11 protein-coding genes are annotated in these 12,885 nt (G+C 53.5%); 9 read left to right on the plus strand and 2 right to left on the minus strand.

Going from position 1 to position 12,885, the window contains the following annotated elements; translation table 11 throughout:
- Window positions 1–72 precede the first annotated feature (72 nt).
- Complete coding sequence (gene mnmC, locus HEN33_RS22430; RefSeq protein ID WP_176263703.1) at window positions 73–2,079, minus strand: bifunctional tRNA (5-methylaminomethyl-2-thiouridine)(34)-methyltransferase MnmD/FAD-dependent 5-carboxymethylaminomethyl-2-thiouridine(34) oxidoreductase MnmC; 2,007 nt, start codon at window positions 2,077–2,079, stop codon at window positions 73–75.
- A gap of 158 nt (window positions 2,080–2,237) precedes the next feature.
- On the opposite strand from mnmC, the gene fabB reads away from it, so the two are divergent.
- Entirely contained in the window at window positions 2,238–3,458 is a 1,221-nt protein-coding gene (gene fabB, locus HEN33_RS22435; RefSeq protein ID WP_000817187.1) for a beta-ketoacyl-ACP synthase I, read from the plus strand.
- 266 nt (window positions 3,459–3,724) lie between these two features.
- Window positions 3,725–4,903 (plus strand): arabinose transporter, encoded by a 1,179-nt coding sequence (locus HEN33_RS22440; RefSeq protein WP_032184713.1) that lies wholly within the window; start codon window positions 3,725–3,727, stop codon window positions 4,901–4,903.
- Here HEN33_RS22440 and flk read toward each other — a convergent pair.
- Window positions 4,900–5,895, minus strand: a complete 996-nt coding sequence (gene flk / locus HEN33_RS22445; RefSeq protein ID WP_000615830.1) for a flagella biosynthesis regulator Flk — start codon at window positions 5,893–5,895, stop codon at window positions 4,900–4,902. The two genes, HEN33_RS22440 and flk, sit on opposite strands and share 4 nt — an antisense overlap.
- Window positions 5,896–5,993: 98 nt before the next feature.
- On the opposite strand from flk, the gene pdxB reads away from it, so the two are divergent.
- The 7 genes from pdxB (at window position 5,994) to dedD (ending at window position 12,823) form a co-directional block, all read left to right on the plus strand.
- A complete protein-coding gene (pdxB, locus tag HEN33_RS22450; RefSeq protein ID WP_176263702.1) occupies window positions 5,994–7,130 on the plus strand; it encodes a 4-phosphoerythronate dehydrogenase PdxB in 1,137 nt (378 codons plus the stop codon).
- Between the two features lie 65 nt (window positions 7,131–7,195).
- A complete protein-coding gene (locus tag HEN33_RS22455; RefSeq protein WP_032184711.1) occupies window positions 7,196–8,209 on the plus strand; it encodes an aspartate-semialdehyde dehydrogenase in 1,014 nt (337 codons plus the stop codon).
- On the plus strand, window positions 8,209–9,021 hold the full coding sequence (gene truA, locus HEN33_RS22460; protein ID WP_001283592.1) for a tRNA pseudouridine(38-40) synthase TruA: 813 nt from the start codon (window positions 8,209–8,211) through the stop codon (window positions 9,019–9,021). The genes HEN33_RS22455 and truA overlap by 1 nt, the downstream gene beginning before the upstream one ends.
- Window positions 9,022–9,103: 82 nt before the next feature.
- The gene (locus HEN33_RS22465; RefSeq protein WP_000364335.1) at window positions 9,104–9,763 is read left to right on the plus strand and encodes a DedA family protein; all 660 of its coding nucleotides are present in this window, start codon (window positions 9,104–9,106) and stop codon (window positions 9,761–9,763) included.
- Between the two features lie 155 nt (window positions 9,764–9,918).
- Window positions 9,919–10,833, plus strand: coding sequence for an acetyl-CoA carboxylase, carboxyltransferase subunit beta (gene accD, locus HEN33_RS22470; protein WP_000118404.1), 915 nt, complete (start codon window positions 9,919–9,921; stop codon window positions 10,831–10,833).
- 69 nt (window positions 10,834–10,902) lie between these two features.
- The gene (gene folC / locus HEN33_RS22475) at window positions 10,903–12,171 is read left to right on the plus strand and encodes a bifunctional tetrahydrofolate synthase/dihydrofolate synthase (RefSeq protein ID WP_105283871.1); all 1,269 of its coding nucleotides are present in this window, start codon (window positions 10,903–10,905) and stop codon (window positions 12,169–12,171) included.
- Window positions 12,161–12,823 carry a cell division protein DedD gene (dedD, locus tag HEN33_RS22480; RefSeq protein WP_032184708.1) on the plus strand — a complete coding sequence of 221 codons (663 nt, stop codon included), beginning with the start codon at window positions 12,161–12,163 and terminating at the stop codon, window positions 12,821–12,823. Before folC ends, dedD begins: the two co-directional genes overlap by 11 nt.
- Window positions 12,824–12,885: the final 62 nt, after the last annotated feature.

A 12,885-nucleotide genomic window follows, 5' to 3' on the forward strand; every position in this document is an offset into this window, starting at 1 on the left:
ATCAGGCCTACAGGTTTCACGTAGGTCGGATAAGGCGTTCACGCCGCATCCGACAAACGCTGCCAAAGCAGATTACCCTGCCTTAACCGCTTTCCCTTTCAACAACTTCCGCACCCATAACCGATTTGGATTTAACGCCGCCAGCGTATTGCTATCCATCGGAATCGGTTCGTCGCTCATCTGCGCTGCCAGAATCTCGGCACACAGCGGGGCAGAGCACAAACCACGCGAACCTAAAGCCGCAAGCATAAAGAGATCGTCATAAACCGGTGCGCTTACCGCGTTGTCTTTCTGTTCCGCCAGAGAGGCATATTCCGCGAGCGTTGCATCATAATCAGGGACATTGCCTACCATTGGCAGATGATCACGAGTGGCACAACGCACACCGCAGCGAGCGTCTTTATCACTGACATCAACCTCTTTTGCCCACTGCGCCTGTGGGAAACAATCAATCAACCGCTGGCGATTCTGCTGCTGATCTTCATCACTGTACGCCGTATCTTCGCTGCCGCGATGATAACTGGCACCAATACAATGATATTGATTCGTCGGATTTTGTGGTGTGAGATAACCGTCATAGCACAGCACCTGCTTCAGCTTCGCCAGTTCCGGCGTTGTTGGAATATGGCTGACCTGACCGGCAACGGAATACACCGGCAGAGACGACGTTTGGCTGAAACCGCTGATTTGATGCCCGTTCGCCAGTACCACCACACTATGTGTTGCTTGCTGATCTCCTGCAAAATTCAACAACCAACAGTCATCCTGACGGGATAAATCCTTTAACTGATGTTGATAACAAATCTGCAAACCCTGCTGTTGTGCCAGCTTAAGCACATTACGGGTCAGCTCTGCCGGACACAGCCAACCACCTTGCGGATAAGTAATACCGCTGCAATTTGTCGCAACGCCCGTAATTTGTTCAACCGCCTTAGCATCAACGGCCACAGCCAGTTCTGCGGGTAAATCCATCGACAGCATTTGTGCGATTTTGTGCTGACTTTTCTCATCCCAGCCTAACTGCGTGACGCCGCACCAGTCATGATCAAATTTAACAGGCAATAAATCGTAAAGCCGACGAGCAAATGTAAACGCATTGGAGAAAAACCGGTTTAGTGCTTCATCATGTTTACTTAAGAGCGGATACAGCGCCCCCTGGCGATTGCCGGAAGCACCGAGCGCGGGGGCCTCATCCGCACAATAAAGTGTAACCTGCCATCCACGACGTAATAGCGCCAGCGACAATAATGCGCTGGCGATACCACCGCCAATAATCGCCGCTTCCCGTTTGCGACTACCCGTACGGTTAAACCACGGCGTGGAGCAGGGGAGGGGTAATGTCTGTTCCATTACCCCACAAAGCATCTCCCGTTTACGCCCAAACCCTTTGCGCTTTTGCATGGTGAATCCGGCTTCCTGCAAACCCCGGCGGACAAAACCGGCAGACGTAAATGTCGCCAGAGTGCCACCCGGACGCGCCAGCCTTGCCATGGCGTTAAACAGATTTTGCGTCCACATATCCGGGTTCTTCGCTGGTGCAAAGCCGTCCAGAAACCAGGCGTCTACTTTTTGATTTAGCGAATCGTCCAGTTGGCTAGTCAGTTCGTTAATATCGCCAAACCATAAATCCAGCGTCACGCGGCCTTCATCGAGCAATAAACGATGGCAACCGGGCAAGGGCAAAGGCCACTGCGCCTGAAGTTTTTCTGCCCACGGTGCCAGTTCTGGCCAGTGTTGATGCGCTAATCCTAAATCCGCACGAGTGAGGGGAAATTTCTCAAAACTAATGAAATGTAAGCGTTGTAATTGCGCTTGCGGATGAGCTTCGCGAAACTGATCAAATGCCTGCCATAGCGTCAGGAAGTTTAATCCGGTGCCGAAGCCGCTCTCTGCTACCACAAACAGAGGATGCGGATGTTCAGGAAAGCGTGCCTCTAATTGGTTACCCCCAAGAAAAACATAGCGTGTCTCTTCCAGTCCGTTATCGTTGGAAAAATAGACATCGTCAAAATCTCGGGAAACAGGTGTACCCTCAGCATTAAATTCGAGGTTGGCAGGTTGTATGGCGTAGTGTTTCACGTAAGTTACTCGTCTTACAGGCGGTGGCTCGATCTTAGCGATGTGTGTCAGGCTGCGCAAATTTCTCTATTAATTGGCTGATCGGACTTGTTCGGCGTACAAGTGTACGCTATTGTGCATTCGAAACTTACTCTATGTGCGACTTACAGAGGTATTGAATGAAACGTGCAGTGATTACTGGCCTGGGCATTGTTTCCAGCATCGGTAATAACCAGCAGGAAGTCCTGGCATCTCTGCGTGAAGGACGTTCAGGGATCACTTTCTCTCAGGAGCTGAAGGATTCCGGCATGCGTAGCCACGTCTGGGGCAACGTAAAACTGGATACCACTGGCCTCATTGACCGCAAAGTTGTGCGCTTTATGAGCGACGCATCCATTTATGCATTCCTTTCTATGGAGCAGGCAATTGCAGATGCTGGCCTCTCCCCGGAAGCTTATCAGAATAACCCGCGCGTTGGCCTGATTGCAGGTTCTGGCGGCGGTTCCCCGCGTTTCCAGGTGTTCGGCGCTGACGCTATGCGTAGCCCGCGCGGCCTGAAAGCGGTTGGCCCGTATGTGGTCACCAAAGCGATGGCATCTGGCGTTTCTGCCTGCCTCGCCACGCCGTTTAAAATTCACGGCGTTAACTACTCCATCAGCTCCGCGTGTGCGACTTCCGCACACTGTATCGGTAACGCAGTAGAGCAGATCCAACTGGGCAAACAGGACATTGTGTTTGCTGGCGGCGGCGAAGAGCTGTGCTGGGAAATGGCTTGCGAATTCGACGCGATGGGCGCGCTGTCTACTAAATACAACGACACCCCAGAAAAAGCCTCCCGTACTTACGACGCTCACCGCGACGGTTTCGTTATCGCTGGCGGCGGCGGTATGGTGGTGGTTGAAGAACTGGAACACGCGCTGGCGCGTGGGGCTCACATCTATGCTGAAATCGTTGGTTACGGCGCAACGTCTGATGGTGCAGACATGGTTGCTCCGTCTGGCGAAGGCGCAGTTCGCTGCATGCAGATGGCGATGCACGGTGTTGATACGCCAATCGACTACCTGAACTCTCACGGTACTTCAACTCCGGTTGGCGACGTGAAAGAGCTGGCGGCTATCCGTGAAGTATTCGGTGATAAGAGCCCGGCGATTTCTGCAACCAAAGCAATGACCGGTCACTCTCTGGGCGCTGCGGGTGTGCAGGAAGCTATCTACTCTCTGCTGATGCTGGAACACGGCTTTATCGCACCGAGCATCAACATTGAAGAGCTGGACGAGCAGGCTGCGGGTCTGAACATTGTGACCGAAACGACCGATCGCGAACTGACTACCGTTATGTCTAACAGCTTCGGCTTCGGTGGCACCAACGCCACGCTGGTAATGCGTAAGCTGAAAGATTAATTCGGAGTAGGTCGGATAAGACGCGTCAGCGTCGCATCCGACGATACGCGCCAATGCCGCCTCCGGCACTAAAGAAAAAGGGAACCCGATGGTTCCCTTTTTCACATCATTGACAATCGCCGCCTGTTCCAGGCAAACTTCCCGCTTTGTCGATTTCCTTCTGAAAAGACGTACGCGTTAAATCCTGCCAACGCGTACCGTAACCCTGAAACCAGAGAGATGAGACGGGGAAATTCCTCGCCTTGCGCTGCATTCTGGAGTAATGCATGACTGCTGTAAGCCAAACCGAAACACGATCTTCTGCCAATTTTTCGCTTTTCCGCATCGCTTTTGCGGTTTTTCTCACCTACATGACCGTAGGGTTACCATTGCCGGTTATCCCGCTGTTTGTTCATCATGAGCTGGGCTATGGCAACACCATGGTCGGGATTGCCGTCGGCATTCAGTTTTTGGCTACGGTGCTGACGCGTGGCTATGCCGGGCGACTGGCCGATCAATATGGTGCAAAACGTTCGGCGCTTCAGGGGATGTTAGCTTGTGGTCTGGCGGGGGGCGCACTGCTGTTGGCGGCGATTTTGCCCGTCTCCGCACCGTTCAAATTTGCTCTGTTGGTCGTCGGACGTTTGATTCTTGGCTTTGGTGAAAGCCAGTTACTGACGGGGGCTCTGACCTGGGGATTGGGCATCGTTGGGCCAAAACATTCCGGCAAAGTGATGTCATGGAACGGAATGGCTATTTACGGTGCCCTCGCTGTTGGTGCGCCGCTTGGCCTGTTGATTCATAGCCATTACGGTTTTGCTGCCCTGGCGCTCACCACAATGGCATTACCCATACTGGCGTGGGCCTGTAACGGCACAGTGCGCAAAGTACCGGCCCTGGCGGGAGAACGTCCATCGCTGTGGAGCGTTGTCGGGCTTATCTGGAAACCAGGGTTAGGTCTGGCGCTACAAGGTGTTGGTTTTGCGGTTATCGGAACTTTCGTTTCGCTCTACTTTGCCAGCAAAGGATGGGCGATGGCGGGCTTTACTCTTACCGCGTTTGGCGGCGCATTTGTCGTGATGCGCGTCATGTTTGGCTGGATGCCGGACCGTTTTGGCGGCGTGAAAGTGGCGATTGTTTCTCTGCTTGTAGAAACAGTGGGCTTGTTGCTGCTCTGGCAGGCGCCAGGTGCGTGGGTCGCTTTAGCGGGCGCGGCCTTAACCGGAGCTGGATGTTCGCTTATCTTTCCAGCGCTGGGTGTGGAGGTGGTTAAACGCGTACCGTCACAAGTTCGTGGCACCGCGCTGGGCGGATACGCCGCGTTTCAGGATATCGCCCTCGGCGTCTCCGGGCCGCTGGCGGGAATGCTGGCGACCACGTTTGGTTACTCATCGGTATTTCTTGCCGGGGCGATCTCTGCGGTGCTGGGAATTATTGTCACGATACTGTCGTTTCGTCGGGGTTAACGAACCAGCCAGACCAGCATCAGGATAATCGCGACTAATAGTATCCACAGCGCGGGACGCGTTGCCATATTTTGCAACGTGTCCATCATCGGTGGAAAAGGATTAAGCAGCGGTTGCATATCACGCGGATCAATCCCTTTAACCCGCCGTTGATAAAGCTGATTAAGGATATCCTCAGCCTGGGCTGAAGAAAGCGATGATTGCGCAGAAAGGCCATATTTTTGCTGGATATATGCCGATAACGCCGCCAGTTCACTGGCGTCTAAAGGTTGTTTCAGCGCCATCTGTAGTGATTCCAGCGTCGGCGTATTTTGCTGGCTTAGCGTCTGACGCGCCTGCAGCCAGGTCACCAGATGGTTAAACAGTTTCGCTGGAATTAACTCACCATCTTTCACCCCGGAAAGTTCCAGCATCGATTGCCAGATCTGCTTGCTGGGTTCTCCCGTTGCCGCCGCAAGTTTGGTAACCAGCTGTTTGAGCGTATTGTGCTCCGCCGGTAATAACGGACGGTCGGTCGCCTCGCGCTGCTGCGGTTGCGGGATAACCATCTTCCCTTCCTGCAACAGGGTGAGAATGGTTTTTAATTGCTCCGGTGAGAGCTGATTCAGTGGCGTCTGACCAAAGTTATGACGAATATAATCCGTGACCGCCTGACGATTATTCCCCAGGCGTAAATACTCACCCAATTGGGCTAAAAGCTGGCGGGCAGAATGGCTTTTTTGCGCGGTCAGCAAACGTTGCGCCAGATTATGCTCAGCGGCGGGAAAGTGACGCGAAAGTAGCGGCGAATCTCCCGACAGGCCAATATCATGCCTGATACCCGCCCACAGTTCTGCTCTTTGCTGTTGCGTCAGCGAAGTCACTTTCGTCATTAAGCTTTCCAGCGAAGTACGTTGCTGACTGGATAAAGGCTGATTGCCCGCGCCAGACGGCAGGTTATCTCCCTGACCTGGTGGTTGCCCAGGAGGAGGGCCGGAAATAGGTTGTATCATTACGTATCCTTATACCTGAAATCATCGCAAGTATGCCTGGCCGCGAGATTATGGCACACTTGTCCGGTTAACTCTCGTCTCATACAGGTAACACAAACGTGAAAATCCTTGTTGATGAAAATATGCCTTATGCCCGCGACTTATTTAGCCGTTTGGGTGAGGTGACTGCGGTTCCGGGGCGTCCAATCCCAGTAGCTCAACTGGCAGACGCGGATGCGCTGATGGTGCGTTCGGTCACGAAAGTGAATGAATCTTTGCTGGCAGGAAAACCCATTAAATTTGTTGGCACAGCCACAGCGGGAACCGACCATGTCGATGAAGCATGGTTAAAGCAGGTGGGAATTGGTTTTTCCGCAGCACCTGGCTGTAATGCGATTGCGGTGGTGGAATATGTTTTCTCCTCACTGCTGATGCTTGCTGAACGCGATGGATTTTCACTGCATGAGCGTACCGTGGGGATCGTGGGCGTTGGTAACGTTGGTCGGCGTTTACAGGCGCGACTGGAAGCGCTGGGGATCAAAACCTTGCTTTGCGATCCGCCGCGTGCCGATCGTGGGGATGAGGGCGATTTCCGTTCGTTGGATGAATTAGTCCAGCATGCGGATATCCTGACATTCCATACGCCACTCTTTAAAGACGGACCGTACAAAACGCTGCATCTGGCGGACGAAAAACTGATTCGTAACCTGAAGCCGGGAGCGATCTTGATTAACGCCTGCCGTGGCGCAGTCGTCGATAATACTGCCCTGTTGACCTGTCTGAATGAAGGTCAGAAGTTAAGCGTAGTGCTGGATGTCTGGGAAGGCGAACCGGAACTCAACGTAGAATTGCTGAAAAAAGTGGATATCGGCACGCCGCATATTGCGGGCTACACCCTCGAAGGTAAAGCCCGTGGCACGACGCAAGTGTTTGAAGCCTATAGCAAGTTTATTGGGCATGAACAACACGTTGCGCTGGATACGTTGCTGCCCGCGCCAGAGTTTGGCCGTATTACACTGCATGGTCCGCTCGATCAACCGACACTGAAAAGGCTGGTGCATTTGGTGTATGATGTGCGCCGCGATGACGCACCGCTGCGTAAAGTCGCCGGGATACCGGGTGAGTTCGATAAACTGCGCAAAAACTATCTTGAGCGCCGTGAATGGTCATCTCTGTATGTGATTTGTGATGACGCCAGTGCGGCATCATTGCTGTGTAAACTGGGTTTTAACGCCGTTCATCATCCGGCACGTTAATCTCTTCTTCATGCTCTCTGCTGTAACATTGGCAGAGAGCTTTGCTATTTCTGGAGTAAACCACCATGTCTGAAGGCTGGAACATTGCCGTCCTGGGCGCAACTGGCGCTGTGGGCGAAGCCCTGCTTGAAACGCTGGCTGAACGTCAGTTCCCGGTTGGGGAAATTTATGCACTGGCACGTAACGAAAGCGCAGGCGAACAACTGCGCTTTGGTGGTAAGACAATCACCGTGCAGGATGCCGCTGAATTCGACTGGACGCAGGCGCAACTGGCGTTTTTTGTCGCAGGCAAAGAAGCTACCGCTGCCTGGGTTGAAGAAGCGACCAACTCAGGCTGCCTGGTTATCGACAGCAGCGGATTGTTTGCTCTCGAACCTGACGTACCGCTGGTGGTGCCGGAAGTAAACCCGTTTGTACTGACCGATTACCGCAACCGAAATGTCATCGCCGTACCGGACAGCCTGACCAGCCAGCTGTTGGCAGCACTGAAACCGTTAATCGATCAGGGCGGTTTGTCACGTATCAGCGTCACCAGCCTGATTTCTGCCTCCGCCCAGGGTAAAAAAGCGGTCGATGCGTTAGCAGGGCAGAGCGCGAAACTGCTGAACGGTATTCCGATTGACGAAGAAGATTTCTTCGGTCGTCAGCTGGCGTTCAATATGCTGCCGTTACTGCCGGATAGCGAAGGTAGCGTGCGTGAAGAACGTCGTATCGTTGACGAAGTACGCAAAATTCTGCAAGACGAAGGGCTGATGATTTCGGCAAGTGTTGTTCAGGCACCGGTATTTTACGGTCATGCTCAGATGGTCAACTTTGAAGCTCTGCGTCCGCTGGCGGCAGAAGAAGCGCGTGATGCGTTTGCCCAGGGCGAAGATATTGTGCTCTCTGAAGAGAACGAATTCCCGACGCAGGTGGGGGATGCTTCTGGTACGCCGCATCTTTCCGTTGGCTGTGTACGCAATGACTACGGTATGCCGGAGCAAGTCCAGTTCTGGTCAGTGGCCGATAATGTTCGCTTTGGCGGCGCGCTGATGTCAGTAAAAATCGCCGAGAAACTGGTGCAGGAGTATCTGTACTAATGTCCGACCAGCAACAACCGCCAGTTTACAAAATTGCGCTGGGCATTGAGTACGACGGTAGTAAGTATTACGGCTGGCAACGGCAGAACGAAGTACGCAGTGTGCAGGAGAAGCTGGAAAAGGCACTCTCCCAGGTGGCGAACGAACCGATCACCGTCTTTTGTGCTGGGCGTACCGACGCAGGCGTACACGGTACAGGGCAGGTTGTGCATTTCGAAACTACCGCGCAGCGTAAAGACGCTGCGTGGACGTTGGGCGTAAATGCGAATTTACCTGGTGACATCGCCGTGCGTTGGGTTAAAGCTGTACCTGATGATTTTCATGCCCGATTTAGCGCCACGGCTCGCCGTTATCGCTACATCATCTACAATCATCGGCTGCGTCCGGCAGTGCTGAGTAAAGGGGTAACCCATTTTTACGAACCGCTGGACGCTGAACGGATGCATCGGGCCGCGCAATGCCTGCTGGGCGAGAATGATTTCACCTCGTTCCGTGCGGTGCAGTGCCAGTCCCGAACCCCGTGGCGCAATGTTATGCATATTAACGTCACGCGTCACGGTCCTTATGTGGTGGTAGATATCAAAGCAAATGCCTTTGTACATCATATGGTGAGGAATATTGTCGGCAGCCTGATGGAAGTCGGTGCCAACAACCAGCCGGAGAGCTGGATAGCAGAACTGCTGGCAGCAAAGGACAGAACGCTGGCGGCAGCAACGGCAAAAGCGGAAGGGCTGTATCTGGTCGCGGTGGATTACCCTGACCGGTTTGATCTTCCAAAACCGCCAATGGGCCCGCTATTTCTGGCGGACTAACGAGAATAATGCTCGGAACATTTCAGGCTGTAGCCAACGTAGTTACGGCCTGAGAGATAACGAGTACAAGGCATAGGCAAATATGGACCTGATTTATTTCCTCATCGATTTTATCCTGCACATTGACGTGCATCTGGCAGAACTGGTCGCAGAGTACGGCGTCTGGGTTTATGCCATCCTGTTTTTGATTTTGTTCTGTGAAACCGGTCTGGTGGTAACGCCGTTCTTACCGGGAGATTCGCTGCTGTTTGTTGCAGGGGCACTGGCCTCGCTTGAAACCAACGATCTCAATGTTCATATGATGGTCGTACTGATGTTAATTGCCGCGATTGTTGGTGATGCGGTCAACTACACCATAGGACGGTTGTTCGGTGAGAAATTATTCAGTAATCCGAACTCGAAAATTTTTCGTCGTAGCTATCTCGACAAAACTCATCAGTTTTATGAAAAACACGGCGGCAAAACCATTATTCTCGCCCGTTTTGTGCCAATCGTCAGAACGTTTGCCCCCTTTGTCGCAGGGATGGGCCACATGTCGTACCGTCATTTCGCTGCCTATAACGTGATCGGCGCACTGTTGTGGGTACTGCTTTTTACCTACGCAGGCTATTTCTTCGGTACAATTCCGATGGTTCAGGATAACCTTAAGCTGCTGATCGTCGGGATTATTGTGGTTTCCATTTTGCCGGGCGTCATCGAAATTATCCGTCACAAACGCGCTGCGGCACGCGCCGCAAAATAAAAAGTAACTCCGCGGTTCGACCACTTTTTTATCCAAAGTTTCGGGCTGTTATGTTTTAATGTGCAACATTCATGGTCTGTTGGGGGCAAAAATGGCATTATGCGTCCCCAAAGATAAAACTGGCATCGAACCAGGTTCAGACAGAAAGGTCCCTAATGAGCTGGATTGAACGAATTAAAAGCAACATTACTCCCACCCGCAAGGCGAGCATTCCTGAAGGTGTGTGGACTAAGTGTGATAGCTGCGGTCAGGTTTTATACCGCGCTGAGCTGGAACGTAATCTTGAGGTCTGTCCGAAGTGTGACCATCACATGCGTATGACAGCGCGTAATCGCCTGCATAGCCTGTTAGATGAAGGAAGCCTTGTGGAGCTGGGTAGCGAGCTTGAGCCGAAAGATGTGCTGAAGTTTCGTGACTCCAAGAAATATAAAGACCGTCTGGCATCTGCGCAGAAAGAAACCGGCGAAAAAGATGCGCTGGTGGTGATGAAAGGCACCCTGTATGGAATGCCGGTTGTCGCTGCGGCATTCGAGTTCGCCTTTATGGGCGGTTCCATGGGGTCTGTGGTAGGTGCACGTTTCGTACGTGCCGTTGAGCAGGCGCTGGAAGATAACTGCCCGCTGATCTGCTTCTCCGCCTCTGGTGGCGCACGTATGCAGGAAGCACTGATGTCGCTGATGCAGATGGCGAAAACCTCTGCGGCGCTGGCAAAAATGCAGGAGCGCGGCTTGCCGTACATCTCCGTGCTGACCGACCCGACCATGGGCGGTGTTTCTGCAAGTTTCGCCATGCTGGGCGATCTCAACATCGCTGAACCGAAAGCGTTAATCGGCTTTGCCGGTCCGCGTGTTATCGAACAGACCGTTCGCGAAAAACTGCCGCCAGGATTCCAGCGCAGTGAATTCCTGATCGAGAAAGGCGCCATCGACATGATCGTCCGTCGTCCGGAAATGCGCCTGAAACTGGCGAGCATTCTGGCGAAGTTGATGAATTTGCCAGCGCCGAATCCTGAAGCGCCGCGTGAAGGCGTAGTGGTGCCACCGGTACCGGATCAGGAACCTGAGGCCTGATAACTGATAAGGGCAGGGCCACTGGCTCTGCCCTTTTGCTATTCTCACCGTAACGAATCAGCGGATACCATGATTATCAAACGCACTCCTCAAGCCGCGTCGCCTCTGGCTTCGTGGCTTTCTTATCTGGAAAACCTGCACAGTAAAACTATCGATCTTGGCCTTGAGCGCGTAAGCCAGGTCGCGGCACGTCTTGGCGTTCTGAAACCAGCGCCATTTGTATTTACCGTTGCGGGTACGAATGGCAAAGGCACCACCTGCCGTACGCTGGAGTCGATTCTGATGGCGGCAGGGTACAAAGTGGGCGTCTACAGTTCGCCGCATCTGGTGCGTTATACCGAGCGCGTTCGTGTGCAGGGCCAGGAATTGCCGGAATCGGCCCACACAGCCTCTTTTGCGGAGATTGAATCAGCACGCGGTGATATTTCCCTGACCTATTTCGAGTACGGTACGCTGTCGGCGTTGTGGCTGTTCAAACAGGCACAACTTGACGTGGTGATTCTGGAAGTAGGGCTGGGCGGACGTCTGGATGCAACCAATATTGTCGATGCTGATGTTGCGGTGGTGACCAGCATTGCGCTGGATCATACCGACTGGTTGGGGCCAGATCGCGAAAGCATTGGTCGTGAGAAAGCAGGGATTTTCCGCAATGAAAAACCGGCAATTGTCGGAGAGCCTGAAATGCCTTCTACCATTGCTGATGTGGCGCAAGAAAAAGGCGCACTGCTACAACGTCGGGGCGTTGAGTGGAACTATTCCGTCAGTGACAATGACTGGACGTTCAGCGATGCTTACGGCACGCTGGAAAATCTGCCGTTGCCGCTTGTCCCGCAACCGAATGCCGCAACGGCACTGGCGGCACTGCGTGCCAGCGGGCTGGAGGTCAGTGAAAATGCCATTCGCGACGGGATTGCCAGCGCAATTTTGCCGGGACGTTTCCAGATTGTGAGCGAGTCGCCACGCGTTATTTTTGATGTCGCGCATAATCCACATGCGGCGGAATATCTCACCGGGCGTATGAAAGCGCTACCGAAAAACGGGCGCGTGCTGGCGGTTATCGGTATGCTACATGATAAAGATATTGCCGGAACTCTGGCCTGGTTGAAAAGCGTGGTTGATGACTGGTATTGTGCGCCACTGGAAGGGCCGCGCGGTGCCACGGCAGAACAACTGCTTGAGCATTTGGGTAACGGCAAATCATTTGATAGCGTGGCGCAGGCATGGGATGCCGCAATGGCGGACGCTAAAGCGGAAGATACCGTGCTGGTGTGTGGTTCGTTCCACACGGTCGCACATGTCATGGAAGTGATTGACGCGAGGAGAAGCGGTGGCAAGTAAGTTTCAGAATCGGTTAGTGGGTACGATCGTGCTGGTGGCGCTGGGGGTGATTGTACTTCCAGGGTTGCTGGACGGGCAGAAAAAACATTATCAGGATGAGTTCGCGGCTATCCCGCTGGTGCCAAAAGCGGGCGATCGCGATGAGCCTGATATGATGCCAGCCGCCACCCAGGCGCTGCCGACGCAGCCGCCGGAAGGCGCAGCGGAAGAGGTACGGGCAGGTGATGCCGCAGCACCGTCGCTCGATCCGGCCACTATTGCAGCCAATAACACCGAGTTTGAACCGGAACCTGCACCGGTCGCTCCACCGAAGCCGAAACCGGTGGAACCGCTTAAGCCAAAGGTTGAAGCACCACCTGCGCCGAAGCCAGAATCGAAGCCGATCGTGGAAGAAAAAGCCGCCCCGACGGGTAAAGCGTATGTCGTCCAGCTGGGCGCGCTGAAAAATGCCGATAAAGTGAATGAGATTGTCGGTAAGCTGCGCGGCGCGGGTTATCGGGTTTATACGTCGCCATCCACGCCGGTGCAGGGTAAAATTACCCGTATTCTGGTTGGGCCAGATGCCTCGAAAGATAAGCTGAAAGGTTCGCTGGGTGAACTCAAGCAGCTTTCTGGCTTAAGTGGCGTGGTAATGGGTTATACACCGAATTAATACGGTCTTGCCTGATGCGACGCTGGCGCGTCTTATCAGGCCTGTGCAGGAGTAGAACCGTA

Origin of the sequence: Escherichia sp. 94.0001, assembly GCF_013369155.2 — a bacterium.
Classification (GTDB): domain Bacteria; phylum Pseudomonadota; class Gammaproteobacteria; order Enterobacterales; family Enterobacteriaceae; genus Escherichia; species Escherichia coli_F.